General features: G+C 71.9%; 27 protein-coding genes and 1 tRNA gene. 11 read left to right on the top strand and 17 right to left on the bottom strand.

Features of this window, described 5'->3' with window-relative positions; genetic code table 11:
- Positions 1 to 35 precede the first annotated feature (35 nt).
- The 4 genes from ACLJOU_RS05400 to ACLJOU_RS05385 are packed head-to-tail and all read right to left on the bottom strand — an operon-like array spanning position 36 to position 2444.
- A complete protein-coding gene (locus ACLJOU_RS05400; protein WP_410563694.1) occupies positions 36 to 1160 on the bottom strand; it encodes a hypothetical protein in 1125 nt (374 codons plus the stop codon).
- Between the two features lie 36 nt (positions 1161 to 1196).
- Positions 1197 to 1823: a hypothetical protein gene (locus ACLJOU_RS05395; RefSeq protein ID WP_410563691.1), complete on the bottom strand. Its 627-nt coding sequence runs from the start codon at positions 1821 to 1823 to the stop codon at positions 1197 to 1199.
- Complete coding sequence (locus tag ACLJOU_RS05390; protein ID WP_410563689.1) at positions 1823 to 2278, bottom strand: RidA family protein; 456 nt, start codon at positions 2276 to 2278, stop codon at positions 1823 to 1825. The genes ACLJOU_RS05395 and ACLJOU_RS05390 overlap by 1 nt, the downstream gene beginning before the upstream one ends.
- A 4-nt stretch (positions 2279 to 2282) precedes the next feature.
- Entirely contained in the window at positions 2283 to 2444 is a 162-nt protein-coding gene (locus tag ACLJOU_RS05385; RefSeq protein WP_003068074.1) for a DUF4177 domain-containing protein, read from the bottom strand.
- Positions 2445 to 2721: 277 nt separating this feature from the next.
- Here ACLJOU_RS05385 and ACLJOU_RS05380 point away from each other — a divergent pair, with 277 nt between their 5' ends.
- The 3 genes from ACLJOU_RS05380 to ACLJOU_RS05370 are packed head-to-tail and all read left to right on the top strand — an operon-like array spanning position 2722 to position 5048.
- A complete protein-coding gene (locus ACLJOU_RS05380; protein WP_410564738.1) occupies positions 2722 to 2901 on the top strand; it encodes a hypothetical protein in 180 nt (59 codons plus the stop codon).
- 21 nt (positions 2902 to 2922) lie between these two features.
- Positions 2923 to 3930, top strand: a complete 1008-nt coding sequence (locus tag ACLJOU_RS05375) for an ArsA-related P-loop ATPase (protein WP_410563687.1) — start codon at positions 2923 to 2925, stop codon at positions 3928 to 3930.
- Positions 3927 to 5048: an ArsA family ATPase gene (locus tag ACLJOU_RS05370; protein ID WP_410563686.1), complete on the top strand. Its 1122-nt coding sequence runs from the start codon at positions 3927 to 3929 to the stop codon at positions 5046 to 5048. Before ACLJOU_RS05375 ends, ACLJOU_RS05370 begins: the two co-directional genes overlap by 4 nt.
- A gap of 77 nt (positions 5049 to 5125) precedes the next feature.
- On the opposite strand, the gene ACLJOU_RS05365 is transcribed toward ACLJOU_RS05370, so the two are convergent.
- Positions 5126 to 5422, bottom strand: coding sequence for a WhiB family transcriptional regulator (locus ACLJOU_RS05365; protein WP_410563684.1), 297 nt, complete (start codon positions 5420 to 5422; stop codon positions 5126 to 5128).
- Between the two features lie 344 nt (positions 5423 to 5766).
- Between ACLJOU_RS05365 and ACLJOU_RS05360 the strand changes: the two genes are divergently transcribed.
- Positions 5767 to 7941 (top strand): transglycosylase domain-containing protein, encoded by a 2175-nt coding sequence (locus ACLJOU_RS05360; protein ID WP_410563681.1) that lies wholly within the window; start codon positions 5767 to 5769, stop codon positions 7939 to 7941.
- A gap of 79 nt (positions 7942 to 8020) precedes the next feature.
- On the opposite strand, the gene ACLJOU_RS05355 is transcribed toward ACLJOU_RS05360, so the two are convergent.
- On the bottom strand, positions 8021 to 9814 hold the full coding sequence (locus ACLJOU_RS05355; RefSeq protein WP_410563679.1) for a protein kinase domain-containing protein: 1794 nt from the start codon (positions 9812 to 9814) through the stop codon (positions 8021 to 8023).
- Positions 9815 to 9996: 182 nt separating this feature from the next.
- On the opposite strand from ACLJOU_RS05355, the gene ACLJOU_RS05350 reads away from it, so the two are divergent.
- A complete protein-coding gene (locus ACLJOU_RS05350) occupies positions 9997 to 10977 on the top strand; it encodes a metallophosphoesterase (RefSeq protein ID WP_410563676.1) in 981 nt (326 codons plus the stop codon).
- 29 nt (positions 10978 to 11006) lie between these two features.
- Positions 11007 to 11080: transfer RNA gene (locus tag ACLJOU_RS05345), tRNA-Pro, on the top strand.
- Positions 11081 to 11121: 41 nt separating this feature from the next.
- Here ACLJOU_RS05345 and ACLJOU_RS05340 read toward each other — a convergent pair.
- The gene (locus ACLJOU_RS05340) at positions 11122 to 11895 is read right to left on the bottom strand and encodes a methyltransferase domain-containing protein (RefSeq protein ID WP_410563674.1); all 774 of its coding nucleotides are present in this window, start codon (positions 11893 to 11895) and stop codon (positions 11122 to 11124) included.
- A 39-nt stretch (positions 11896 to 11934) separates the two neighbouring features.
- Between ACLJOU_RS05340 and ACLJOU_RS05335 the strand changes: the two genes are divergently transcribed.
- The gene (locus tag ACLJOU_RS05335) at positions 11935 to 13785 is read left to right on the top strand and encodes a prolyl oligopeptidase family serine peptidase (RefSeq protein ID WP_410563673.1); all 1851 of its coding nucleotides are present in this window, start codon (positions 11935 to 11937) and stop codon (positions 13783 to 13785) included.
- 39 nt (positions 13786 to 13824) lie between these two features.
- Here ACLJOU_RS05335 and ACLJOU_RS05330 read toward each other — a convergent pair whose 3' ends face one another.
- Together ACLJOU_RS05330 and ACLJOU_RS05325 are read right to left on the bottom strand one after the other, a co-directional pair.
- Positions 13825 to 14010, bottom strand: a complete 186-nt coding sequence (locus ACLJOU_RS05330) for a tautomerase family protein (protein ID WP_176174273.1) — start codon at positions 14008 to 14010, stop codon at positions 13825 to 13827.
- 10 nt (positions 14011 to 14020) lie between these two features.
- On the bottom strand, positions 14021 to 14647 hold the full coding sequence (locus tag ACLJOU_RS05325; RefSeq protein ID WP_410563671.1) for a TIGR03085 family metal-binding protein: 627 nt from the start codon (positions 14645 to 14647) through the stop codon (positions 14021 to 14023).
- 73 nt (positions 14648 to 14720) lie between these two features.
- Between ACLJOU_RS05325 and ACLJOU_RS05320 the strand changes: the two genes are divergently transcribed.
- Positions 14721 to 15782 (top strand): NADH:flavin oxidoreductase/NADH oxidase, encoded by a 1062-nt coding sequence (locus ACLJOU_RS05320; RefSeq protein WP_410563669.1) that lies wholly within the window; start codon positions 14721 to 14723, stop codon positions 15780 to 15782.
- Between the two features lie 10 nt (positions 15783 to 15792).
- On the opposite strand, the gene ACLJOU_RS05315 is transcribed toward ACLJOU_RS05320, so the two are convergent.
- The 4 genes from ACLJOU_RS05315 to ACLJOU_RS05300 all read right to left on the bottom strand — a co-directional run bounded on the left by ACLJOU_RS05315 (position 15793) and on the right by ACLJOU_RS05300 (position 18883).
- Positions 15793 to 17181 carry a glutamate decarboxylase gene (locus tag ACLJOU_RS05315; RefSeq protein WP_410563667.1) on the bottom strand — a complete coding sequence of 463 codons (1389 nt, stop codon included), beginning with the start codon at positions 17179 to 17181 and terminating at the stop codon, positions 15793 to 15795.
- A gap of 73 nt (positions 17182 to 17254) precedes the next feature.
- A complete protein-coding gene (locus ACLJOU_RS05310; protein ID WP_091389379.1) occupies positions 17255 to 17731 on the bottom strand; it encodes a Dps family protein in 477 nt (158 codons plus the stop codon).
- Between the two features lie 46 nt (positions 17732 to 17777).
- A complete protein-coding gene (locus tag ACLJOU_RS05305) occupies positions 17778 to 18200 on the bottom strand; it encodes an organic hydroperoxide resistance protein (RefSeq protein WP_410563664.1) in 423 nt (140 codons plus the stop codon).
- A 134-nt stretch (positions 18201 to 18334) separates the two neighbouring features.
- Complete coding sequence (locus tag ACLJOU_RS05300; protein ID WP_410564736.1) at positions 18335 to 18883, bottom strand: NADPH-dependent FMN reductase; 549 nt, start codon at positions 18881 to 18883, stop codon at positions 18335 to 18337.
- 150 nt (positions 18884 to 19033) lie between these two features.
- Between ACLJOU_RS05300 and ACLJOU_RS05295 the strand changes: the two genes are divergently transcribed.
- Positions 19034 to 20086, top strand: a complete 1053-nt coding sequence (locus tag ACLJOU_RS05295; RefSeq protein ID WP_410563662.1) for an alpha/beta hydrolase — start codon at positions 19034 to 19036, stop codon at positions 20084 to 20086.
- 40 nt (positions 20087 to 20126) lie between these two features.
- Here ACLJOU_RS05295 and ACLJOU_RS05290 read toward each other — a convergent pair whose 3' ends face one another.
- Entirely contained in the window at positions 20127 to 20726 is a 600-nt protein-coding gene (locus tag ACLJOU_RS05290; RefSeq protein ID WP_410563660.1) for a TetR family transcriptional regulator, read from the bottom strand.
- Entirely contained in the window at positions 20707 to 22233 is a 1527-nt protein-coding gene (locus tag ACLJOU_RS05285; protein ID WP_410563658.1) for a DHA2 family efflux MFS transporter permease subunit, read from the bottom strand. The genes ACLJOU_RS05290 and ACLJOU_RS05285 overlap by 20 nt, the downstream gene beginning before the upstream one ends.
- 173 nt (positions 22234 to 22406) lie before the next feature.
- Here ACLJOU_RS05285 and ACLJOU_RS05280 point away from each other — a divergent pair, with 173 nt between their 5' ends.
- Positions 22407 to 23555 (top strand): MFS transporter, encoded by a 1149-nt coding sequence (locus ACLJOU_RS05280; protein ID WP_410564735.1) that lies wholly within the window; start codon positions 22407 to 22409, stop codon positions 23553 to 23555.
- A 132-nt stretch (positions 23556 to 23687) separates the two neighbouring features.
- Here the strand turns inward: ACLJOU_RS05280 and ACLJOU_RS05275 are convergent, their stop codons facing one another.
- Both ACLJOU_RS05275 and ACLJOU_RS05270 read right to left on the bottom strand, forming a co-directional pair.
- Positions 23688 to 24077, bottom strand: a complete 390-nt coding sequence (locus tag ACLJOU_RS05275; protein WP_410563655.1) for a hypothetical protein — start codon at positions 24075 to 24077, stop codon at positions 23688 to 23690.
- A gap of 15 nt (positions 24078 to 24092) precedes the next feature.
- On the bottom strand, positions 24093 to 25271 hold the full coding sequence (locus ACLJOU_RS05270; RefSeq protein ID WP_410563653.1) for an RtcB family protein: 1179 nt from the start codon (positions 25269 to 25271) through the stop codon (positions 24093 to 24095).
- A 98-nt stretch (positions 25272 to 25369) separates the two neighbouring features.
- Between ACLJOU_RS05270 and ACLJOU_RS05265 the strand changes: the two genes are divergently transcribed.
- A complete protein-coding gene (locus ACLJOU_RS05265; protein WP_410563651.1) occupies positions 25370 to 26353 on the top strand; it encodes a DUF4034 domain-containing protein in 984 nt (327 codons plus the stop codon).
- The last annotated feature ends 5 nt before the right edge of the window (positions 26354 to 26358 follow it).

Raw genomic sequence — 26358 nt, 5'->3', positions numbered from 1 at the left:
CGGAGGGGAAGCGCCGCCTTCTCGTGATCGGAGTCCTACGGGGCCGTCCAGCCGCGCTGGTCGCCACCGGAGCGGGAAGCGCCGTTGAGGCGCATCTTCGCCGCCTCGGCCCGCTCGCGCTCGGCCAGCTCCGCGTGCAGCTCACGCAGCAACGCGCGGTCGCGCTCGCTCAAGCTCGGGTCGTCCAGGTCCAGCGCCGGCAGCTCGACGACCTCGTGCATCGACGGCTTGCCCGCGGCGATCTCGCGGCCCTTCTCCGGGTCCTCGGCCAGCGCCTGCCGCAGCTGCGCCACCTCGGCCGGGGTCAGGTCGGCCGTGCGCTCCGCCCGGGTCTCCGCGCGCGCCTTGCGGGGCGGCTCGGGGGCGGGCGGCGACACGATCGGCACCACCGGGGCGACCGGCTCGGCCGGCGCCGTCGTGGTGCTGCTCGACCGCATGCTGTGCCTGCTGCCCGACTCCGCGACCGGCTCCGGCGTCACCGGGGGCGCCGGCTTGGCGGGCTCCGGGCGGTACGACGACGAGCTCGACGTCGTGCTCCCGGTCACCCAGGCCGGCGATGCGGCCGCCGAAGCGGCCTGGTGGTACTCGGAGTGCGCGACGCCGGGGCCGCTGACCTCGACGACGGAGTGGATCCCGGCCCGGCGCAACGCCGTGTCGACGCGGAACGCCACGGCCGGCGGGTTGCCCTCCGGCCCCAGCTCGACGAGCACCACGCGCTGCGGCAGCGCGCCCGGCACGCTGCCGGCCGGGGTGTTGCGCCACACCGCGTGCACCGAGCGGACGTCCGGCAGCACCTGCAGCGTGCGGTCGAGCGCCTCGGCGATGCCGAACTCCGGGGCGTTCTCGCCGCTGAACCGGTGCGTGTTGACCGGCTCGGTCTCGTCGACCAGCAGGTCGTTCGCCAGCGTCGCGTCCGACCGGCTCATCTCGAGGACCAGCGCCAGTTCGCGCTGCTCGGCGGAACTGACCGGGATCCGGCCCGCGATGAGCGTGCCGGTGGTCAGCTCGACCGCCTTGTCGATGTGGGCCCGGGCGATCAGCTCACGCGCTTCGGTGAGCGCGCTGTCGTCGATCCGGCCCGCCAGGGCCAGCAACAGGTTGTGCAGGCGCAGGGGCACCGAGAACCCGTCCATGGGCGGGCCGTCGTGGACCTCCACCATTGCCTTGCTCCCTCCCAGCTCGCTGGCGGGCGAGCGTTATGCGGCTACTAGCCGGGTCCCCGCCGCGGCACCCACGCAGACCAGCTCTGAGTCGGCCAGCGCGGCCCGGTGGTAGCCCGGTAGGTCGAAGCGCGGCGGGATGACCTCGACGCTGGGCTCTTCGTCGCCCAGGACCCGCAGCACCCGCTGCAGTTCGCCGGTCAACCTCGGCAGCCCCGCCTGCGCGGTGATCAGCAGGACGCGCTTGGCGGTGCCCTGCCCGACCACACCGACGTGTCGCCAGCTCTGCCGCACTTCCCCCACGTCCGGGCGTCCGCGCAACGTTGCGTGGATCAACACGGACACGGAGTCGACCGAGTTAACCCATTCGGGCGCACTCGACGTGAATGTGTACCGGTTCTCGGTGACGTCGTCTACCCCCAGCGTCGAACTGACCTGGTGCCAGTCGGCGCCGTGCGGGATGAGACCGGCCACGAGCAGCCGGTACTCCGTTTGGTCGAGGTCGATCCTGTGCTTAAGCAAAGACCTCGGCAGGGTGCGGGCGAGGGTGCCCATGGCACCTTCGCCGAGCCAGTCGCGGAACCGCCACAGCAGCTGGTCGGGCAGCCGCCCGGCCAGCCGGATCAGCAGTTCGTGGGTGGACTGCTCGATGTCCGGGTCCATCACTGCACCTCCACGATCAGTTCGACCTCCACCGGCGAGCCGATGGGGAGCTCCGCGACGCCGACGGCCGAGCGGGCGTGGATGCCCGCGTCCCCGAAGACCTCGCCGAGCAGCTCGGACGCGCCGTTGACGACCGCGGGCTGGCCGGTGAAGCCCTCCGCGGAAGCCACGAAGCCGACAACCTTGACGATCCGCACGACGTTGTCAATGCCGACCAGCGCGTGCACGGCCGCGAGCGCGTTGAGGGCGGAGGTGCGGGCGTGGCCCTTCGCCTCTTCGGGGCTGATCTCCGCGCCGACCTTGCCGGTCGCGGCGAGCACGCCGTCGACGAAGGGCAGCTGGCCGGAGGTGTACACGTGCTTCCCGCTCTGCACGGCGGGCACGTACGCGGCCAGCGGGGCCGCGACGCCGGGCAGCTCGATGTCGAGCTCCTTCAGCCGTTCGCTCCAGCTCACCGGGTCAGCCCTTCGGACGCTTCAGGTAGGCGACGTGCTGCTCGCCGCTCGGGTTCGGCAGCACGGTGACCAGCTCCCAGCCGTCCTCGCCCCACTGGTCGAGGATCTGCTTCGTGGCGTGGATCAGCAGAGGGACGGTGGCGTACTCCCACTTGGTGGCGCTCATGAACCGGGAGCGTAGCCAAGCGGGCAAGACCGCCGCGGCCCACCGCCGGAAAACGGGTGACGACGCGCCGGACTGTGTTCCATCTCACGTCGGACCCAAGCGCCCCAATGTGGCCTTCGGTGCGTCAGACGCAACCAAGGCGGCCTTCGGTGCGTGAGACGCAACCAAGGCCGCCTTGGGGCGCTTTGGGGGCGCTAGCGTGAGGGCGTGGAAACCCTGGCGGGTGATCGCGACGACGCTGCTCGCCGTGGCCGGGCTGCCGTTGGTGCTCGTCGTCATGGCCAAGGTGCGCGACCGGACGCAGAGTTCCGGCCAGGTCGCCCTCGGCGGGGTGATCACCTTCACCCTGCTGGTCGTGGTGGGCGTGCTCACTCTCACCGTGCTGCCCGGCCTCGTGAGCTGGGTGCTCGTGGCGGGGGTCGCCGCTGCGGTCAGCGTCATGCTGCTGGCCAGCTGAACGCCGGTTTAGGGTGAAGAAGTGACCACTTCCCATGCCGGCTGGACCGACGAGCTTGCCCGCGCCCGGCTGCACTTCGTCACCGGCAAGGGCGGGACCGGCAAGACGACGCTGGCCGCCGCGCTCGGCCTCGCGCTCGCCCGGCAGGGCCGTCGCGTGCTGCTCATCGAGGTCGAAGGCCGGCAGGGCATCGCCCAGCTCTTCGACACCGAGCCGCTGCCCTACGCCGAGCAGCGCATCGCGTCCGTCCCCGGCGGGGGCGAGCTGCGGGCGCTGCACATCGACGTCGAAGCCGCGCTGCTCGAGTACTTCGAGATGTTCTACAACCTCGGCTTCGCCGGCCGGACGCTGCGGCGGATGGGCGCGATCGAGTTCGCGACCACCCTCGCGCCCGGGCTCCGGGACGTCCTGCTCACCGGGAAGATCAAGGAGTGCGTCGGCCGCACCGAGTCCGACGGGCGGCACACCTACGACGCCGTCGTCGTCGACTCGCCGCCGACCGGCCGGGTCGTCAAGTTCCTCGACGTCACCAAGGCACTGACCGACCTCGCGAAGACCGGCCCGATCCGCGGCCAGGCCGAGGGCGTCGTGCGGCTGCTGCACTCCGGCCAGACCGTGGTGCACCTCGCCACGCTGCTGGAGGAGATGCCGGTCCGCGAGACCGTCGAGGCGGTGGCCGAGCTGGACGGCGCGGACCTGCGCCCGGGCGCGGTGCTGGTCAACCGGGTCCGGCCGGAGCGGCTGCCCGCCCGCTCGATCACCGCGGCCGCGGACGGGCACGTCGACGCCTCGCGCGTGCGCACCGGGCTCGCGGCGGTGGGACTGAAGCTGCCGCAGGACACTTTGGACGCGTTGGTGGAAGAAACTGTCGAACACGCCGTCCGGGTGGCCGCCGAGCAGCGGGCGCGCGAGCAACTGGCCGAAGCCGACCTTCCGACCCTCGAGCTGCCGGACCTGACCGACGGCATCGACGTCGCCGCCCTCTACGACCTGGCCGAAGCCCTGACCGACCAGGGGGTGCGGTTGTGACCACCATCGACATCGACGCACTGCTCGACGACCCGGAAAGCCGCGTGATCGTCTGCTGCGGTTCCGGCGGCGTCGGCAAGACGACGACCGCGGCCGCGCTGGCCCTGCGCGCGGCCGAGCGCGGCCGGCAGACCGTCGTGCTGACCATCGACCCCGCCCGGCGGCTGGCGCAGGCGCTCGGCCTGCGCGAACTCGGCAACCACCCGAGGCAGGTGCAGGTGGACGGGTTCGAGCCCAAGGGCGAGCTCTGGGCGATGATGCTGGACATGCGCCGCACGTTCGACGACATGGTGCGCGTGCACGCCGGCCCGGAACGCGCCGAGCAGCTGCTCCAGAACCCCTTCTACCAGACGATTTCCACGTCGTTCTCCGGCACGCAGGAGTACATGGCGATGGAGAAGCTGGGTCAGCTCGCCGCCACCGGCGAGTGGGACCTGATCATCGTCGACACCCCGCCGAGCCGGTCCGCGCTGGACTTCCTCGACGCGCCGACCCGGCTGTCGTCCGCGTTGGACGGCCGGATGATCCGGCTGCTGACCGCCCCGGCGAAGGCCGGCGGCTGGGGCCTGCGCAAGGTCGTCAACGCCGGGTTCTCGATGTTCGCCAAGGCCGTGTCGACGATCATCGGCGGCCAGCTGCTGACCGACGCGTCGGCGTTCATGCAGGCCTTCGACAGCATGTTCGGCGGTTTCCGCGAGCGCGCCCGCAAGACCGCGGAGCTGCTGCGCTCGTCCGGGACGTCGTTCCTCGTGGTGGCCGCGCCGGAGCCGGACGCGCTGCGCGAGGCGTCCTACTTCGTCGAACGGCTCTCGGCCGAGTCGATGCCGCTGGCCGGGCTGATCGCCAACCGGACGCACCCGGTGCTGGCGAAGCTGTCCGGCTCGGAGGCGCTGGCGGCGGCCGAGTCGCTGGAAGAGGGCGACACGAACGCGCCGCTGGCCGAGGCGGTGCTGCGCCTGCACGCCGACCGCGTCGGGCTCGCGGCCCGCGAGGAGCGGCTGCTGGCCCGGTTCACCCGCGCGCACCCGGAGGTGGCGCTGGCCCGCGTGCCCGCGCTGGCCGGCGACGTCCACGACCTCGACGGCCTGCGCGACATCGGCACCCGGCTCGCCGGCTGAGGACGCCGCTCTCCCGGGGAAAGCCGCGTCCGGCGAGCGGCCGGAGCCGCACTTTGCCCCGGGAAGCGGCGGCTTCGTCAGCCGACCTTGACCCGTTCCTCCGCGTCCCGCTTGGCCGCCTCGAGCAGCTCGGCCCAGCTCACCACGTCCGGACGGCGGCGCAGCAACGCCCGCCGCTCGCGTTCGGTCATGCCGCCCCAGACGCCGAAATTGATCCGGCCGTCGAGCGCTTCGGCGAGGCATTCGGTGCGGACCGGGCAGCCCAGGCAGACCGCTTTGGCCCGGTTCTGCTCCGCACCCCGGACGAACAGGCCGTCCGGATCGGCGTCCCGGCAGGACGCGTTGATTCGCCAGCTCGACTGGTTGGTTTCCATACCCCCAGCTCCCTACCCTGGTGATCGACGCACCAGCGGGGAAAGGCACTGCGCGCCCTGCCCCCGCGAGCGTGTCTCCCTCTGCTCACGTCGGTTACCCGGGCACCTCCCCGGCGCCGGTGCCGCCATCCGGACCAGGCGAGCTCCCACCCGCGTTGATCCATCCGTCGGCTTTTCTTCGTGAGACGTTGACGGACTGTAGGGGCCCTCGGTTCCCCCCGTCGAGACCCAGAATGCCTTCCGTTACCAGTTGTCACCGAAGGGGGGCTGTTTTGTCACTGAATTCACACCGATGGAGACACGGCGTCACCGGTCCCCGAGCCGGTCCGGGTAGCCTGGCCCTCGTGCGAAAAGCGGATGGTTTGTTCAAGCTCATCGGCCTCTGCCTGCTCGCCGGGGTGCTGGTCGCCGGCATGCTCTTCCCGGTGGTGGGGGCCGCCGGCGTCATGTCCAACCAGGCGAGCGAGACCGTGGAGAAGACCTCCTCCGACCTCGCCGACATCCCGCCGCCGCTGGTGACGACGGTCACCGACAGCACCGGCAAGCCGATCGCGACCCTCTACAGCCAGTACCGGCTGCCGATCAACCCGGACCAGATCAACGAGGCCATGAAGTGGGCCCTGGTCTCGGTCGAGGACAAGCGCTTCTACGAGCACCACGGCGTCGACTGGCAGGGCACGCTGCGCGCGGCCGTCAGCAACAGCACCGGCGCGGACACCCAGGGTGCCTCGACGCTGACCCAGCAGCTCACCAAGAACTACCTGATCAACGTCGTCTACCGGACCGACCCGATCGGCCAGAAGAAGGCGCAGGAGCAGTCGATCTCGCGCAAGCTGAAGGAAGCGCGGATCGCGATCAACCTCGAGACGAAGCTGACCAAGCAGCAGATCCTGGCCAACTACCTCAACATCGTCGAGTTCTCCCGCCAGATCTTCGGCATCGGCGCGGCGGCGCACGCGTACTTCGACACGACCCCGGAGAAGCTCACCGTGCCGCAGGCCGCGCTGCTGGCCGGCCTGGTGAACAACCCGATCAACAACGACCCGTGGAACCACCCGGACAAGGCCACCGCGCGCCGCAACCTGGTGCTCGACCGGATGGTCGACAACAAGAAGCTGGCGAAGGCCGACGCGGACCGCTTCAAGGCCGAGCCGCTGGGCGTGGTCCCGGACGGCCCGAAGAAGCCGCCGGCCAACTGCATCGGTGCCGGTCCGGAGGCCGGGTTCTTCTGCCAGTACGTCGAGGACTACCTGCTCAAGGCCAGCGGGCTGACGAAGGACCAGCTCTACTCCGGTGGCTTCACGATCAAGAGCACGCTGGACGAGCGCGCCAACCACGAGGCGAAGGTCTCGGCGGAGGCGCAGGTCGACAAGACGCAGCAGTACGTGGCGAACACGCTGTCGCTGGTCAAGCCGGGCAAGAACCGGCACGAAGTGGTCGCCTTGGCGGCGAACCGCGACTACGGGCAGAACCAGGACGCCGGCCAGACGACGTACGCGCTGCCCACGGGGGTCTACAACACCGGTGGCGCGGGGTCGACGTACAAGATCTTCACCACGGCGGCGGCATTGGACAAGGGTGTCGCCGGGATCTTCACGCCGGTGCAGGTGCCGGACACCTACGTCTCACACGTGTACTCCGGTGGTGGCGAGAACTGCCCGCCGACCGGGCCGCCGCTGCGCTCCCGCTGGTACTGCGTCGGCAACGCCGGTGACTACAGCCGCATCGCCCAGGGCGCGACGATCCAGACCGCGCTCGCGACGTCGCCGAACACCACGTTCGTCGAACTCGAGGACCGGCTCGGCAGCACGGCTCCGGGCATCGACATGGCCAAGCGGCTCGGCATGCGCGACACGATGGCGAGCAACATCGGCGGCGGAACGGCCGACCCGAAGGCGGACAAGCCGGAGAAGCGGGAGACCCAGGCCGAGTACTACGGCCCCAAGGGCAACTGGCCGGGCTTCGGCGCGTTCACCCTGGGCTTCAGCCCCCTGAGCGGTCTCGAGCTCGGCAACGTCGCGGCGACGATCCTCTCCGGCGGCGTCTGGTGCCCGCCGACGCCGATCGCCGGGGTGACCGACCGCAACGGCAAGCCGGTGGCGATCAAGGAAGCGCCGTGCGAGCAGGTGGTGCCCGAAGGCTTGGCGAACACGCTCGCCGTCGGGATGTCGAAGGACGACCAGCCGGGCGGTACCTCGGCCCGGGCGGCCGCCGACGTCGGCTGGAACCGGCCGATGATCGGCAAGACGGGCACGACGCAGGGCAACGTCTCGGCGACGTTCGTCGGCGGCACCCCGCAGCTGGCGGGCGCGGCGATGACGTTCAAGTTCGGCGGCGGCCAGGGCGGTATCTGCGACGCCGGTGCCGGCAACGTCCGCGTGTGTCCGAACGGGAACATCTTCGGTGGCAAGGCCCCGGCGCGGACCTGGTTCGGCGCGATGAAGAACATCATGGACGGACAACCGCCGTCGGACCTTCCGCAGCCGGACCCGCAGTACATGGGCGGCGCGCCCCGCTGAGTTCGCCCGGAGCGGGGGCGGGAGGTTCGCCACCTCCCGTCCCGGCTCCGACGGCGGTCGCCGGTCGAATCCGGCTCCGTCAGCTGCTGCCCATGTCCGACAGGATCAACGAGTTCCACCATTGGTAGAGCTTGTCCAGATCGTCGTTCGTGGTGACCTTCGTGGACAGCAGGATGCCCGCCACCAGGTCCTTCTTCTCCGTCCACACCAGCTGGGCCGGGTCACCGAGGTAGCACGTCAGGTACTCGCCCGGGACCGGGTTGCGGACCTCCGCCCGGTAGTACGTACCCCAGATCTTGGGGTACTTCTCCGGGCGGCACGCACCTTGGGCGTCGTTGCGGGTGAGACCCTGCGTCTTCACGATGTTCTGGAAGAACGCGTCCATCGCCCCGGCGTCGGCGAAGCGGAGGAACCGCGCGCCGGTCGGCTCCGCGAACCAGACGTTGCCGATCTTGACGTCGCCGACCGTCGAAGCGCCGCACTCCACCGCCGCGGCCGCTCCGGCGGGAGCCGCGACGTCGCTGCACGTGCGGTAGATCGGCGGCACCGCGGCGGCCAGGCGCTCGTCGTGCGCCGGCTTCGCGTCCGAAGACTTCGGCGGCGCGGGAGATTCCGAAGTGGACGGCTGCCGGGATGAGGTTTCCGTGGCCGGTGCGGGGGTTTCGCTCCCGGAGACCGGCGGGTTCGTCGGGCCCGGACCGGCCGTCTGGGTCCTGTCCCGCGTCATGACGTAGGTGATCACCAGCGCGACCACGACCACGCCGGCCAGCGCGGCGCACAACGCGATCCACCGGTTGCGCTGCGACTTCGGCGGCCCAGCGCCGGCCGCGCCGACCTTGCCCGACGGCCCGGTGAACCGGGTGGGCGGCGGCGGGCCGGGGTGAAATCCGGTCGGCGGCCCGGTCAGTGGCCCGGTCAGTGGCCCGGTCAGTGGCCCGGTCAGTGGCCCGGTCGGTGGCCCGATCGGGATCGGCCCGGACCGGGTGGGCGGCGGCGGTACCGGACCCGGCAGCGTCTTCTGCCACGTCGGCATCGGCGGCATCGGCGGCATCGCCGGCGCCGGGGCGGTCACCGCCGCGCGGACGGCCGCGGCGAACGCCCCCGCCGTCGGGTAGCGGTCGGCCGGGTTCTTCGCCATGCCGCGCGCCACCACGGCGTCCAGGGCCGCCGGAAGACCCGGGCGCGCCTGGGAAAGCACCGGCGGCGGCGCGGTCAGGTGCGCGCCCATCTGCGCGGCCGCGCCCTCCGCCGGGAACGGGCGGCGCCCGGTGAGGCACTCGAAGAACACGCACGCGAGCGCGTAGACGTCGACGAGGCCGGTGATCGGGGCGTCGCCGAAGCGTTCCGGCGCCATGTAGTCGAGCGTGCCGATCACGTTGCCGGTGCCGGTGATCGACGTCCCCTCGGCGGTCATCGACCGCGCGATGCCGAAGTCGACCAGGTACACGAAGTCCGCGCTCGTCACGAGCACGTTCGACGGCTTGACGTCCCGGTGCACCAGGCCGTCGGCGTGGGCGGCGTCGAGCGCGCCGGCGACCTGCTCGACGATGCCCGCGGCGCGCGCCGGGTCCAGCGGCCCGTCCTGGAGCACTTCCTTCAGGTCACGGCCTTCGACGAGCCGCATGTCGAGGTAGAGGCGGCCGTCGATCTCGCCGTAGGCGTGGATCGGGATGACGTGCGGTTCCCGCAGCCGCGCGACGATCTGCGACTCGCGGCGGAAGCGCGCGCGGAAGGCGTCGTCGGCGACGAACGGGTCGGACAACAGCTTCAGCGCGACGACGCGGTCGTGCGCCGTGTCGTAGGCGCGGTGAACCTCGCCCATGCCGCCGCGGCCCAGCAGGCCCTCGATCCGGTACGGCCCGAACTGCTCCATCGTTCTCCCCAAGCCCCCCGGCCTGTTTCCCGTCTGCGACAACCGGGGCTTCGCCCCGGGCCGGGAGCTCCGCCACCCGGAACCCCCGAAAGATGCCCAACGGGCCGACGCAAATGCTAAGTGGCAGGTTCCCCGTAACGGCGGCGAAGTCATCCAACTGTTGAGCACGTATCCTGGACTTCGTGAGCACGCTCAGTAACACAAGCACGTCGGGGGCGACAGCCGCACGCCTCGCCGCGGGGACGGTGGCGCTCGGCGTCGCGACCCTCGGTTACGCCGTCGGGATCGAACGGCGCCGCTGGACCCTCCGCACCGCCGAACTCCCGGTGCTGGCGCCCGGGTCGCGGCCGTTCACCGTCCTGCACGTCTCGGACCTGCACATGCTGCCCGGCCACCACAGCAAGCAGCGCTGGGTCGCCGCGCTCGACGAGCTGGACCCGGACCTCGTCGTCAACACCGGCGACAACCTCTCGCACCGGACGGCCGTCCCAGCCGTGCTGCGCGCGCTGGGCCCCCTGCTCGACCGGCCCGGCGTGTTCGTCTTCGGCAGCAACGACTACTACGCGCCCAAGCCGAAGAACCCGGCCCGCTACCTGATGCCCCGGGGCAAGAAGAAGCGCATCCACGGCGTCCAGCTGCCCTGGCGCGACCTGCGCGCGGCGTTCGTCGAGCACGGCTGGACCGACCTGACGCACGTCCGCCGCACGATCGACGTCGGCGGGCAGCGGGTGTTCGCGGCCGGTGTCGACGACCCGCACCTGCGCCGCGACCGCTACGCCGACATCGCGGGCCCGGCCGACAGCGGCGCGGCGGTCCGCATCGGCGTGACGCACTCGCCGGAGCCGCGGGTACTGGACACGTTCGCCACGGACGGTTACGACCTGGTCCTGGCGGGCCACACCCACGGCGGCCAGCTCCGGCTTCCGGGCTACGGCGCCATCGTCACGAACTGTGACCTGGATCGCAGCCGGGCGCGGGGCGCGTCGCGCTGGGGCGCGCACATGTGGCTGCACGTCTCGGCCGGCTTGGGGACGTCGCCGTGGGCCCCGGCGCGGTTCGCGTGCCCGCCGGAGGCGAGCCTGTTGACCCTGGTCCCGCGCGGGTCGGGCGCCGACGATCCGCATAAGTCGGCCCCCCGAAAAGCCCGAGACAGCGTCCGCTAGACTTCTCCACGACCCGTTAAGCAGTACCTCGGGGTGTGGCGCAGCTTGGTAGCGTGCCTCGTTCGGGTCGAGGAGGTCGTGGGTTCGAATCCCGCCACCCCGACGAGTAAGAGCCGGTGTCTTCGGACACCGGCTCTTCTGGTTTCACGGCCGGGTCGCCGTCACCTCCACCCAGCATTGGCTGAAGTCTCCGTCGCCACCGCGGGTCCACACCACGGCCGACCGGGCCGCGCTCGCCAGCTGGTCGCGGTCGCGCGCGTACGCCGGATCTGCGACCGCCGCGTCGAGCCTCGACTCCACGTACTTCGCCAAGTCGCGGTAACTCATGTCCTCGCGGTACTTCGCCCGCGAAGCCACCTCCGTGAACCCCGCCCGGACGCACTGCTCCACGATGTGCCGGCCGGCGAACGGGTCGCCGCCCGCGCGGCGGCGCAGGAGGTAGTGGCCGCGCAGGGCCGCGTCCACGTTCGCCGTCTTCGGCCGCAGGCGCGCCTTGCTCCAGTCCGATGTGGACAGCGCCAGCCGCCCGCCGGGGCGGAGCACCCGGTGCAGCTCCGCCAAGGCGTCCGCCGGCGCGGAAAGGTGCTCGAACAGCGCGTGCGAGAACGCCACGTCCACGCTGCCGGACGCGAACGGCAGGTCGTACGCCGACCCGACCACGAAGTCCACTGTGGACCTTCCGGCGCGGCGGGCCGCCTCGCGGGCGAGGACCACCTGGCCCGCGTCGCGGTCGACGCCCGTCACCCGGGACTCCGCGGCCAGGCCCAGGGTGATCGAGCCGGGGCCGCAGCCCAGGTCGACCACCCACGTGCCCGGCCGGAACAGCGGCTGGGCGAAGGTCGCGCGCTCCACCGCCGTGCGCGCGGACATCATCGACACCGCGTCTGCACCGTAGCCCGGCGCGTAACCCTCCAGCACCCCGCACACAGTACGGCCAGAAGGTGGCAGGATCGAGGGGTGAGCACGCAGTCAGCCAAGCAATATCCGCCCGCGGTGGTCCCGGACCGGCTGTTCGACGACGCCGAAGCCGAAGCCCGCTGGCGCGCCCGCTTCCACGCCCCGCGCATCTCCGTGCCCGAGTGGGCCCGCGACGCACCCGACGCCAACGTGTACGTCTCCAACGCCAGCGGCGTCTGGGAGGTCTACGCCTGGAACCGCGCGACGGACGAACACCGCCGCGTCACCGACCGGCCCAACGGCACCCTGCACGCGACGCCGTCCCCGGACGGCGAGTGGATCTGGTGGTTCGACGACACCGACGGCGACGAGTTCGGCTCCTGGGTCCGCGAGCCGTTCGCGGCGACCGAGGGCAGCGAGCCGGAGAAGGCCGTCCCGGACGTCCACGACGGCTACCCGGCCGGACTCGAGATCGGCACCGGGCTCGTCGCGGTCGGTGTCTCGACCGACGACGGCAGCGAGCTGTTCGCCCGGATCGGCGGCGAAACGCGCCGCTTCTACAGCCACCCGGACGACGCCGGGATCGCGGCCCTTTCGCGCGACGAGAGCCTGATCGCGATCTCGCACTCCGAGCACGGCGACTCGCGCCACCCGGCGCTGCGGGTGCTCGCGACCGACGGGTTCGCCACGGTCGCCGACAAGTGGGACGGTGAAGGCAAGGGCCTGTCCGCGCTCGAGTTCTCCCCGCTGCCCGGCGACCAGCGCCTGCTGGTGCTCCACGAGCGCCGCGGCCGCGAGGAGCTGCTGGTCTGGGACGTCCGGGCCGGCACCGAGACGGAGATCGAGCTCGACCTGCCCGGCGAGGTCGTCGCGGGCTGGTACCCGGACGCGCGCGCCCTGCTCGTCGTCCACTTCCACGAGGGCCGCAGTTCGTTGTACCGCTACGACTTCGACACGGCCGAGTTGTCCTCAGTGGACACTCCGGCCGGCCGGATCGGCGGGGCGGGCGTCCGTCCCGACGGCACGATCGAGTACTCGTGGTCCAGCGCCGCGGAGCCGGCCGCCGTGCGGGCGCGGACCACCGACGGCACCGACGCGATCCTGCTCGAGCCGCCGGGTGAGCGGTCGCCGGGGTCGGAGCCGGTGACCGACGCGTTCGTCGAAGGCGTGGGCGGCCGGATCCACGCGCTCGTCTCGCGGCCTTCGGACGCGCCGGAGGGGCCGCTGCCGACGGTGTTCTCCCTGCACGGCGGCCCGCACGCGGCGGACGAGGACCGCTTCTCCGCCTACCGCGCGACCTGGCTCGACGCCGGGTTCGCCGTGGTCGAGGTGAACTACCGCGGCTCGACCGGCTACGGCTCGGCCTGGCGCGACGCCATCGAGGGCCGTCCCGGCCTGACCGAGCTGGAGGACGTCGCCGCGGTACACGACTGGGCCGTCCGAAGTGGACTCAGCGACCCGGCGAAGTGCGTCGTGAACGGCGCTTCGTGGGGCGGCTACCTGTCCCTGCTCGCGCTCGGCACGCAGCCGGCGCGGTGGGCGGCGGGCGTCGCCGGGGTGCCGGTGGCCGACTACGTCGCCGCGTACGAGGACGAGATGGAGCAGCTGCGCTCGTTCGACCGCGCGCTCTTCGGCGGCTCGCCGGAGGAGGTGCCGGCGGTGTACCGGGAGTGCTCGCCGATCACGTACGTCGACGCGGTCACGGCGCCCGTGCTCGTGCTGGCCGGCGACAACGACCCGCGCTGCCCGATCCGCCAGATCGAGAACTACCTCGACCGCCTCGGCGGCCGCGACCTGCACCACGAGTTCTACCGCTACGACGCCGGCCACGGCTCGCTGGTGATCGCCGAGACGATCAAGCAGACGTCGATCGAGGTCCACTTCGCGCTGCGGGCCCTCGGCCTGCGCTGACGCGCTCCGCCGGGAGGCCGGACCGGTCTCCCGGCGGGGTCAGCGTTCGGAGTGCAGGACGCCGCCGGTCGCCCAGTGGTCGGCGCCGATCTCGACGAGCGTCACCTGGACACCCTCGGGCTTGCCGCCGCAGGTGCGGATGAAGGCGTCCGTCAGCTCCCGGACGAGGGCGCTCTTCTGGGCCGGGGTGCGCCCGGGGAACATGGCAACGCTGATCATCGGCATGAGGCGCAGCCTAGAGCCCCCGGTTCACCGACTGAAGCTTGGTGACGGCGGCGGCGTCGCCCTCGAATTCGAGGCGGACCGCGTCCCGCCCGAAGACGAACAGCAGCAGGTCGACGGGCTCCCCCACGACGGTCACCGGATCGGGCCCGGTCTTGACGGCGGCCTGGCGGCCGTCCGTCGTGCGCAGCGTCACCCCGACGGGCGACTTGCGGAGGTTCAGCTTCGCGGCCTGTTTCGCGGACTTCCAGGCGGCCGCGTCCCGGGTGGGGTCGGCGGGCCGCGGCGCCCAGCCGTCCTGCGCGCGCCGGACGTCCTCGTGGTGGACGAGGAACTCGGCGGTGTTGGTGAGTTCGTCGAGCGGGCCGATCGCGGTGGGCCAGAACTTCGACGGCCCCTGCCGTACCTGCTCGACGAGGCTCGCCCAGGGCTTGGCGGCGTAGCGGTCCTGAACCTTCTGCGTGTACCCGGCCAGTGCGGGCACGAGGATCCCGGGCGCGGCATCGGGCCGGTGTTCCCGCACGATGAGGTGCGCGGCGAGATCCCGGGTCGTCCAGCCTTCGCACAACGTGGGCGCATCCGGCCCGAGGTCTTCGAAAAGCGCGCTCAGCGCCCGGCGTTCGTCAGCTGCGACACCCATGTGAGCGAGGTTACCCGCCGGTAGACGCCGTGGCGACGGGAAGAGACGCCGGGCACGTGTCGTTGACGCAGAGGTGAGCCGACTCTTCAGCCCGATCACCGTCCGCGGCCTGACCCTGCCGAACCGCGCCTGGGTGTCGCCGATGTGCCAGTACTCCGCCGCCGACGGCGTCCCGGGTGACTGGCACCTCGTCCACCTCGGCCAGTTCGCCGCCGGGGGCGCGGGGCTCGTCATGACCGAAGCCACCGCCGTGACCCCCGAAGGCCGGATCAGCCCGCAGGACACCGGTATCTGGAACGGCGAGCAGGCCGAAGCCTGGCGCCGGATCACCGGGTTCGTCCACGGCCAGGGCACGGCGATCGGCCTGCAGCTCGCCCACGCCGGGCGGAAGGGTTCGACCCGGCGGCCGTGGGAGGGCTCGGGCAGCGTCCCGCCCGGGGACGGCGGCTGGCCGAGCGTCGGCGCCGACGCGCAGCCGTTCGGCAGCTACGCGCCGGCCCGGCCCCTGAGCACCGACGAGGTCGCCGCGCTCCCCGAGACGTTCGCGGACGCCGCCCAGCGGGCCGTCGACGCCGGGTTCGACCTGCTCGAGCTGCACTTCGCCCACGGCTACCTGGTGCACCAGTTCCTCTCCCCGCTGTCGAACAGCCGCGCCGACCGCTACGGCGGTGACTTCGACGGCCGCACGCGGCTGGCGCTCGAGATCGCCGACGCCGTCCGCGCACGCACCGGCGTCCCGCTGTTCGCCCGGCTGAGCGCCACCGACTGGACCGACGGCGGCTGGACGCTCGAGGACTCCGTCCGCCTGGCGAAACTGCTCGCCGAACGCGGTGTCGACCTGATCGACGCCTCCAGCGGCGGCAACACGCCGCACCCGGACATCCCCGTCGGCCCCGGTTACCAGGTGCCCTTGGCCGAGCGCATCCGCACCGAGGCGGGCCTGCCCACCGGAGCGGTCGGCATGATCACCGACCCCCGGCAGGCCGAGGAGATCCTCGAAAGCGAGCAGGCGGACGCCGTCTTCCTCGGCCGGGCCCTGCTGCGCGACCCGCACTGGCCGCTGCGCGCGGCGAACGCGCTCGGCGCGGACGTGCGCTGGCCCGACCAGTACGCCCGAGCCAAGTCCTGGCACTGACCGTGGCTTTCTAGTGGTGGAACGCGGTCGCCTTCGCGGGGTCCTTCGGGCGGCCGCCCAGCTGTTCCAGCTCCGGGAGCACCCGCTGCAGGTCGGCCAGCAGCAGGTCGGCCAGGTCGTGGGTGAAGCCGTTGCGGACGACGATCCGCAGCACCGCCAGGTCCGTCCGGTTTTCCGGGAACGTGTACGCCGGCACCAGCCAGCCCCGCTCGCGCAGCCGGCGTGACACGTCGAAGACGTCGAACCCGGCGTCCGGGCGGGTCGTGAACGCGAACACCGGGAGCTGGTCACCGCGGGTCAGCAGCTCGAACGGGCCGAGCTCGGCGATGCCCGACGACAGGTGCACGGCGACGTCCCGGGACGCCTGCTGCACCGCGCGGAAGCCTTCCCGGCCCAGGCGCACGAACGTGTAGTACTGGGCCGCGACCTCCGCGCCCGGGCGGGAGAAGTTCAGCGCGAACGTCGGCATGTCACCGCCCAGGTAGTTCACGTTGAACACCAGCTCGGCCGGCAACGCGGCCTTGTCGCGCCAGATCACCCAGCCCACACCCGGGTACACGAGCCCGTACTTGTGGCCCGACGTGTTGATCGACGCCACGCGCGGCAGGCGGAAGTCCCACTGCAGGTCCGGGTCGAGGAACGGGGCGATCATCGCGCCCGAGGCGCCGTCGACGTGCACCGGGATGTCCCAGCCCGTGCGCTCGGCGAGCGCGTCCAGGGCCGCGGTGATTTCCGCGACCGGTTCGTAGCTGCCGTCGAACGTCGAGCCCAGGATCGCCACCACGCCGATCGTGTTCTCGTCGCAGCGGGCCACCGCCTCTTCGGCGGTCAGGTGGTAGCGGTCGCCGTCCATCGGGACCAGGCGCGGCTCGACTTCCCAGTACTCGCAGAACTTTTCCCAGCAGACCTGGACGTTCGCGCCCATGACCAGGTTCGGCCTGCCGCCGCGGCCCAGGCGGGACCAGCGCCGCTTCAGCGCCATCCCGGCGAGCATGCACGCCTCCGATGACCCCGTCGTGGAGCAGCCCATGATGTCCGCGGGATCGGGCGCGTGCCAGAGGTGGGCGAGGATGTTCACGCAGCGCCGCTCGAGCTCGGCGGTCTGCGGGTACTCGTCCTTGTCGATCATGTTCTTGTCGACGCACTCGGCCATCAGCTCGCGCGCCTGCGGCTCCATCCACGTCGTGACGAACGTGGCGAGGTTGAGCCGCGCGTTGCCGTCCAGCATCAGCTCGTCGCGCACGAGCTGCAGCGCGGTGTCCGGTGGCAGCGGATCTTCGCGCAGCTCGTCGTGCGGCATGACGAAGTCGGCCGCCAGTGCCGGGTTCGCCCCGGCGTACATCGGATTCGTCCCTGCCGTCCGGTCCGGGCGGTCGGCGTTCCCCTCGTGCAGAACCATGCCACCGAACGTACTCATCCCCGCCGACGGAAAAGGGCCGTTCCCTCCGGAACGGCCCTTTCGTGGCGGAAGGTCAGGCCTGCTGGGCCTGCCACATCCAGTGCGCCTCTTCGAGCGCCCGGGTGATCTCGATCAGCAGGTCCTGCGTGACGAGGTCGCTCTTGTCGGTCTCGTCGATGCGCTGGCGCAGCCGCTCGATGAGCGCCGCGAGGATCTCGACGATCGCGGCGACCGTGGACTCGACCGACTGCCAGTTGTCCGGGTACTCGGGCACGCCCGAGCTCTCGACGACGGTCTTCGCCTTGCCGTTCGGCGAGATGCCGATGGCGTTGGCGCGCTCGGCCACCTCGTCGACGTACTGGCGCGCGGTGTTCACGAGCTCGTCGAGCTGCAGGTGCGCGCTGCGGAAGTTCGAGCCGACGACGTTCCAGTGCGCCTGCTTCGCGATGAGGGACAGGTCGACCAGGTCGACCAGCGTCGCCTGCAGGGCGTTGCCGGTGATCTCCTTGTCGGCCTCGGAAAGCGGGCTCTTGATCGGAGACTTGCTCATCTCTGGTTATCCCTTCCTCGGACTCGTGCGGGCTTGGTGGGCCGGGTCAGACGGTGGCGGAGAGCGCGACCTCGATGTTGCCCCGGGTCGCGTTGGAGTACGGGCACACCTGGTGGGCCTGCTCGACCAGCTGGTCGGCCTGGGCCTGGTCGAGGCCCGGCAGGGAGACGTTCAGCGCGACGCCGAGGCCGAACCCGGCCTCCTGCTTGAGCACGCTGACCTCCGCGGTGACGGTCGAGTCGTTCAGCGGCACCTTCGCCTGGCGCGCGACGAGCTGCAGCGCGCTGTGGAAGCAGGCCGAGTAACCGGCGGCGAAGAGCTGCTCGGGGTTGGTCTTGTCCCCGCCCGGGCCGCCCATCTCCTTCGGGATGGCCAGCGACTCGTCGATCACGCCGTCGGACGACGTCACTTCGCCGTTCCGCCCGTCGCCACGCGCCGTCGCCACCGCCGTGTAGATCGCCTGACCCATGCTCAGCCTGCCTTCTGTCGCGGACGCTCCACAGCGAGCGTCTCACTGGGCACAACATCCCGCACCCGCGGAACGGTGCCCCCACATGGCAGGCATCACTTCTGGTTGTTACCCGGGGCCCACCGGGCGAAACGTCATGCGGCGCGGCTCACGGCGAATTCGGCGACCTGCCGCCCGATCAGGCGAAGGGTGCGGACGGTCTTCTCGTCCGACGCGCCGCCGGCTTCGTCGAACTTGGTTTCGGCCGAGTTGATCGAGCCGCCCAGCGGGGTGGCCCAGCCGCGCAGCGCGTGCGTGATCGTGCGGAGCTGCTCGAGCGTGGTCACCGCGGCCTGCCAGCCGTAGGCGACGGCGGCGAGGCCGACCGCGCGGCCGTCCAGGTACGGCCGGCTGTCCCCGCGCAGGTCTTCGACGTAGTCCAGGGCGTTCTTGACCAGGCCGGACAGCGCGCCGTGGTAGCCGGGCGAGACGACGATGAGCCCGTCGGCCTCCCGGATGGCCTCCACCAGCCGGGTCGCGCGCTCGTCGCGCTCCAGGCCACCGGCGTCGTAAAACGGCAGCACGAGTTCCGGGCCGGTGAGCAGCCGGGTGCGGACGCCGGCTTCCGCGGCGCCGTCGAGCGCGATCTGCAGCGCGCGTTCGGACTGGGAGCCCTCGCGCAGCGAGCCGCCGATCCCGAGCACGTTGATCGTCCTGGCTGAAGTCACGTTTTCCAGGCTAACCCCTCCACTTAACTGGAGGACCAGACTCTGGGACCGAGGTGCCGGTCACAGCTGGACCTGGTACCTACTGGCAAGTAACCTCCCCTGCAGCCCCGACGTCGAGGAGGAACCATGGCGATCCCGCTCCCGGTCCGCGCCCAGGCGGCCGCGTCCCAGCTCGCCTTCTGGCTGCCCGCGCCGGTGCGGCGGGCGATCGCGGGCCGGACCGTCCGCATCGACGGCCAGGAGCTCGCGCTCGACGCCCAGCTGCTCCTCCGGCTGCAGCAGATCGCGCGGGCGGAGCTGGTGCGCGGCTCGGTCGAGCAGTCGCGGGCCCTGCTCGACCAGGGCAGGCACCTGGTGAGCGGCAAGCCGATCGAGCCGGTTTCGGTGCGCGAGATCGCGGTGCCGACGCCCGATGGCGACTTGCCGGCGACGCTGTACACCCCGGTCGGGCTGCCGGAGCCGTCGCCGCTGCTGGTGTTCTTCCACGGCGGCGGCTGGGTGGTCGGCACCCGGTCGAGCCACGACAACGCCGTCCGGTTCCTGGCCAAGCACGCCGGGGTCCGGGTGCTGTCGATCGAGTACCGGCTGGCCCCGGAGTTCCCGTTCCCGGCGGCGACGGAGGACGCACTGGCGGCGTTCGAGTACGCGGTGGCGAAGGCGAGCGACCTCGGCGCCGACCCGGCGCGGATCGCTGTGGGCGGCGACAGCGCGGGCGGCAACCTGGCCGCCGTGACGGCCCAGCAGGCCGTGCGCCGGGGCGGCCCGGTACCGGCGTTCCAGCTGCTGATCTACCCGGCGACGGACTTCGCACGGCGCTACCGCTCGCAGGACCTGTTCGCCGAGAACCTGTTCCTGACGGACGTGCACATGAAGTGGTTCGAAGGGCATTACGTGCCGAAGGGCACGGACCCGGCCGACCCGCGGCTTTCGCCGCTGCACGCGGCGGACTTGAGCGGCCTGCCGCCGGCGTTGGTCGTGACGGCGGGCTTCGACCCGCTGCGTGACGAAGGCGAGGCGTACGCGGAGAAGCTGCGCGAGGCGGGGGTCGAGGTGGCGTTGCGGCGGCACGAGGACCTGATCCACGGGTTCATCAACTTCACCGGCGTCGGTACGCGGTTCCGGGAAGCGTTGGCGGAGACGGCGGGCGCGCTGCGGCAGGGTCTGTCCAAAGTGAACTGAGGGCCGGCCGGGCGCACTCGATCCCGGAATCGGCGCACCGTCAGAGCGGCAGCCCGGCCTCCAGGTGGGCGACGGCCCGGTCGACCACCACCAACGGGTCGGCCTCCGGATCCGCGGCCGCCCCCAGGAACGCCGCCATCACCACGCCCACCACCGCGCCCGCCCAGTTGCGGGTCTCGAAGTCGTCGGCCGAGCGGCCCGTGCGGCGGGCGGCCAGGCTCGCCAGGAGGTCGATCCCCTCGGCGAACTTGTCCATCACCGCCGTGCGCAGCTCCGGCTCCCGGAACACCAGCAGCTGCCGCCGGCGTTCGTTCGCCCACTCGTCCGGCGGGATCTGCTCGCGGATGACGTCCATCGTCGCCCGCAGCGCGCCGATCGGGCTCAGCTCGGGATCCTGGGCGAGCGCCGCCTCGATGAGCACCGGGTCGAACGGGTCGTACAGGACGGTCGCCTCCTTCGTCGGGAAGTACCGGAAGAAGGTGCTCGGCGAGATCTCCGCCGCGGCCGCGATCTGGTCCACCGTCGTGGCGCCGTAGCCCTGCTCGTGGAACAGCCGCAACGCGTGCCGCTGGATCGCGGCGCGCGTCCGGGCCTTCTTCCGTTCCCGCAGTCCCGCTGGCTCAGATGGCGACGACGTCATGCTCCGATTCTCGCGGCTGCGCTCCCGCCGCCGACCGGCCGGGCAGGAACAGCAGCGCGAGCAGCGCGCCGGCGACGCCGAGACCGGCGCACACCCACAGCGTCGCGGCCATGCCGTCGGTGAACGCGGCCCGCGCCGAGCCGGCCAGCGACGGCAGGTGGAGCTTCTCCGCGACGGCGACCGCGGCCGACGCGCTGCCCCGGACCGCGGCCGCGACCGGCAGGGGCAGGCCATCGGTGGCCACACCGTCCCGGTAGACGCCGTTGAGCACCGTGCCCAGCACCGCCACCCCGATCGTGCCGCCGACCTGGCGCAGCACCTGGATCAGCGCCGAACCGGCGCCGGAGCGGCCTTCGGTGAGCGCGCCCATCGCCATCGTCATCAGCGGCGGCAGCGTGGCGCCGGTGCCCAGGCCGATCACGATCTCCCAGCCAACGGTGGCGCCGTAGCCGCTCGACGGCGAGGTCGTCGAACCCCACGCCAATCCGGCCGCGAGCAGCACGAACCCGCCCGCGACGACCGCACGCACGCCCAGGGCGGCGACCAGCCGCTCGGCCACCTTCGCCGACACCAGCATCCCGCCGATCAGCGGCAGCAGCCGCACGCCGGTCTGCAGCGCGTCGGCGCCCTGCACCGCCTGGAAGAGCTGCGGCAACACGAACAGCAGGCCCATCAACGCGAAGGACGCCACCGTGGCCAGCACCGCTCCCCAGACGAACCGCGGCTCGCGGAACAACGCCAGGTCGGTGAGGGGCGCGGCCACCCGCGTCTGCGCCCAGCAGAACACCGCCACCAGCACGGCACCGAAGGCGATCAGGCCGTACGTCGCCGGGTCGCCCCAGCCGTGCACCGCGGCGTTGACGAAGCCGTAGGTGAGCGCGACCAGCCCGGCCGCCGAGAGCGCGATGCCGGTGAAGTCGATCGCTCCGCGGCCGGAGCCCGGCGTGCGCGGCAGCAGGAACAGCACCGCGACCACGCCGACCGCCGTCAGCGGAACGTTGATGAGGAACACCGATCCCCAGGCGAAGTGGTCGAGCAGCCAGCCGCCGAGCAGCGGCCCGAGCGGGATGCCGGCGAACATCGCCAGCACCCACGTCGTCAGCGCCTTCGCCCGCTCCTCCGGCGGGAACAGGACGTTCAGCAGCGAAAGCGAGAGCGGGATGAGGAACGCGGCGCCGACGCCGAGGCCGGCCCGGGCGGCGATCAGCTCGCCCGGCGAACCGGCGTGGGCGCACCACAGCGAGGCCAGCCCGAATTCGGCGAGCGCGCCGAGCAGCAGGTTCTTCGGGCCGAACCGGTCACCGAGCAGGCCGGCCGGCAGCAGCAGGGCGGCCAGCGCCAGCGTGTAGGCGTTGCCGAACCACTGCAGCTGCGTGGTCGTGGCGCCGAGGTCGACGGCCAGCGTCGGCACGGCGACGTTGAGCACGGTCAGGTCGAGCCCGATGGTCAGCAGGCTCACGGCGAGCGCGCCCAGCGCCCACCACCTGCGTGGCTGCGGTTCAGTCATAGTGACCCCCAATTGGTAGCAACTACCAACTGAGAGTAGCTCTCACAATTGTGGAGCACCACCCCGAAATAACTTGCACGCGCGTACCACCTTGGGTTCTCATCGGGTACGTGCCGTTCCAGCCGTACCGCCGGGTCCTGTCCGTCCCCCACGTCCCGTCGACGATGGCGCTGATGTTCCTGGCGCGGCTGCCGATGACCATGAACGGCGTGCTGATGACGCTGTACGTCGTCACCGGCCTGGGCCGCGGCTACGGCGCCGCCGGCCTGGTCGGCGCGGGCGTCACGCTCGGCATGGCCCTCGGCGCGCCGCTGCTGGGCCGCTCGTTCGACCGCTACGGCCTGCGCCCGGTCGTCGCCGTCTGCGGCATCGGCACGACGGTGTTCTGGTTCGCCGCGCCCCACCTGCCCTTCGAGGCGCTCGCCGCGGTCGCGGTGCCGGCCGGGATGCTTTCGGTGCCGGCGGGGTCGCTGGCCCGGCAGGTCCTGGCGGCGCTCGTCCCGGACGAAGAGCTGCGCGCGGCGTACTCGCTCGACACGATCTCGGTCGAAGCGACGTTCATGATCGGTCCCGCGATCGGCATCGCGGCGATCACGACGCTCTCGCCGACCTTCACCCTCAGCGCGCTCGGCGCGCTGTTCGGCGGCACGGCGTTCCTGATCTGGCTCATCGACCCGCCGATCCGCGAGTCGGCCGAGCCGGGCGCGTCCACCACCCGGCCGCCGCTGCGGAGCTGGCTGTCCGGCAAGCTCGTGGCGACGCTGCTGATCGCCGCCGGCACGTTGTTCGTGCTCGTCGGCACCGAGCTGGCGACGCTCGCGACCCTGCGCGCGCACGGCGACATCGGCGTGACGGGGCTGGTGATCGCGGTCATGTGCACGGCGTCGATGGCCGGCGGTGTCGTGCACGGCGCGGTCAAGAAGTCGCTGCCGCAGGGCCTGCTGATGCTGCTGCTCGCGCTGCTGGTGATCCCGGTCGGTCTGGCGGACCACCCGTGGTGGCTGCTGATGCTGGTGCTGATCCCGACCAACCTGCTGTGTGCGCCGACGCTGGCGGCCACGACCGAGACGGTCAGCCGGATCGCCCCGCCGCAGGTCCGCGGCGAGGCGATGGGGCTGCAGGACGCCTCGACGCGCCTCGGCCTGGCGCTGGGCAGCCCGGTGGTCGGCTTCGCGATCGACCACTCGAGCCCCGAGTGGGGGTTCGCGGCGGCCGGGCTCGGCGGCCTGGTGATCGCCGCGGCCGGCCTGCTCCGCCGCCGGTCGCCCTCGGCCGCCCCGGAACCGGCGATCGCCGGTTCCGGCCCCGGCGGAACCGGCTAGCGCTTCCCGGCCCGAGTACCCCGACGGCCTTCCTCCGCCCCTCACCGGAGGCCCTGACGCAAGCGCCCCAAGGCGGCCTTGGTTGCGTCACACGCACCGAAGGCCACATTGGGGCGCTCGGGAGCCGGGCCGCTAGGAGCAGGCGGCGCGGAGCGCGTCGAGCTTCTTGACGTTGCGCTGCACCCACCCGGCCACCACGCCGGCGTCCTCGATGCGTTCCCGCTGCACCTGGACGTACGAGTCGGCCATGCCGAGCAGCGCGTTCTTGACGTCCTGGTCCTGGACGTCACCCGCGAGCTCGCGCAGCCGCTTCTCCTTGTCCTCGGCGCGTGCCTTGAACTTCGCCGGGTCGACCAGCGGGTTCAGGTCGGCGAGCCCGAGCGCCTCGGTGCACGCCGCGACCTTGTCCGCCGTCCTGCTCCCCTGGTCGACCGCGTTGCCGACCTCGGTGCAGCCGCCCAGCAGCAAGGCCAGCAGCGCCACCGCGGCCGGCAACGCGGCCGGAATCCCACCCCTCGTCATGGCGCCAACGTACCGTCAGCCCTTGACGCAGACCACCTGCTTGAGGTGCGCCACCACCTCGACCAGGTCCGTCTGCGCGCGGATCACCGTTTCGATGTCCTTGTAGGCCGCCGGGATCTCGTCGACCACGCCGGAGTCCTTGCGGCACTCGACGCCGGCCGTCTGCGCCGCCAGGTCCTCGGCGGTGAACAGCTTCTTGGCCTTGTTCCGCGACATCCGGCGGCCCGCGCCGTGCGAAGCCGACTGGAACGACGAGGCGTTGCCCAGCCCGCGGACGATGTACGAACCGGTCCCCATGCTGCCCGGGATGATCCCGAGGTCACCCGATCCGGCGCGGATCGCGCCCTTCCGGGTGACGAGCAGCTCGACGCCGTCGTACGTCTCCTCCGCGACGTAGTTGTGGTGGCAGGAGATCGCGTCGTCGAAGGTCACCTGCGGGAGCTCGTCGCGCACCGCCTGCTTGACCAGGGCGACCATCGTGGCGCGGTTGCGCGCCGCGTAGTCCTGCGCCCAGAACAGGTCGCGCCGGTACGCCTGCATCTCCGGCGTGCCGGCGACGAACACCGCGAGGTCCGGGTCGGGCAGGTCGGCGTTGTGCGGGAGCTTGCGCGCGACGGCCATGTGCCGCTCGGCCAGCTCCTTGCCGATGTTGCGCGAACCCGAGTGCAGCATCAGCCAGACGCGGCCCTCGTCGTCGAGGCAGACCTCGATGAAGTGGTTGCCGCCGCCAAGGCTCCCGATCTGCCGCGCGGCCCGGTCGTGCAGGTCCCGGACCCCGGTGTGCAGCTCGCCGAACTGCTTCCAGAACGCGTCCCAGCCGCCGACGCCGTGCACCTTCGCCGGGTTCACGGGCGTCTTGTGCAGCCCGAACCCGACCGGCACGGCGCTTTCGATGCGCCGGCGCAGCTTCCCGAGGTCGTCCGGCAGGTCCTTCGCCGTCAACGACGTCCGGACGGCGCTCATGCCGCACCCGATGTCGACCCCGACGGCGGCCGGCGAGACGGCATCGCGCATGGCGATGACGCTGCCGACGGTGGCGCCCTTGCCGTAGTGGACGTCGGGCATCACGGCGACACCGTGCACCCACGGCAGGTTCGCGACGTTGTGCAGCTGCCGCATGGCCTGGTCTTCGACCGACGCGGGATCCGCCCACATCCGGATCGGGACGCGGGCCCCTTCGACAGCGGTGTACATGATTTCCTCCCCTGGACTTGCTCGCGGAGCCTAGGATCCCTCTTGGCGGGGAATCGGACAAGGCGATTTCCGATCGTCCACTGTGGAGGAGAACGGAAATGGCCCTGCTACCCGGCCCTTCGGCCGCGGCCCGGGGGATGGTCCCGGACGCGGAGCTCAGCGCCGATCCGCACTTCGACGACCCCGGTCTCGCCGCCGCCGTCTCGGCCGCGCTGGCCGGCGACTGGCACCCCGCGGCCGCCCTCGTCGCGTCCCTGCACGGCGACTGGGACCGGCGCACCGCCGCCATCGCCGCACTTGCGACCGCAGCCACCACCGAACGCCAGTGGCTGCGGGACTGGCTCGCCGAGCGGGACGGCGATCCCGACGCCACCGTTGTGCAAGCGGAGACCTTCGTGGCCCTGGCCTGGCAGCGGCGGGGCGACGCGCGCGCCCGGCACACCAGCCGCCAGCAGTTCGGGCCCTTCTTCCAGTTGCTGGAATACGCCCGTGACACCGCCTGGAAGGCGGCCGAACTGGCCGGAGCGGACCCGACGCCGTGGGCGACCCTCGTCACCGTCTGCAAGGGGCTCGAAGTCCGGTACCAGCCGTTCGACGGGATCTGGTCGGGTCTGCTCGTCCGCGCGCCTGCCCACCGCCCCGGCCACAACCGCGCCCTGCAGTACTGGTGCCCGAAGTGGCACGGCACCGAAGAGCGCCTGCTCGACTTCGCGTCCGGCGCCGCGGCCATCGCGCCGTCGCTGACGCCACTGCCCCTGCAGGCAGCCTTCGAAATGGCCATGGAGGGCAGCCCGATCTGGCGCAGCCGGTACGTCAAAGAGGCCCTCGACACGGCTTTGCCCTGGTTGGACGGCGAAGGCGCCGAACACCCCGCCACCCGGGAAGACCGCGGCTACGCGATCTACGCACTGCACCACAACGGCCGCCACGACGAAGCCGTCGCCCAGTTCCGGCGGCTCGGCGGTCACGCCGACGGCTACGTCTGGAACTTCACGACCGACGTCACACGATCGGCGGATCCCCGGAAACAGTTCGGGGCCCTGCGCGCGCAGTCCTGCCGCAAAGCGGGCCGGAACGCGTGAAGGCC

Source organism: Amycolatopsis sp. cmx-4-61 (genome assembly GCF_046548775.1).
Lineage (GTDB): Bacteria > Actinomycetota > Actinomycetes > Mycobacteriales > Pseudonocardiaceae > Amycolatopsis.
This window is presented reverse-complemented; position numbering and strand designations above follow the sequence as displayed.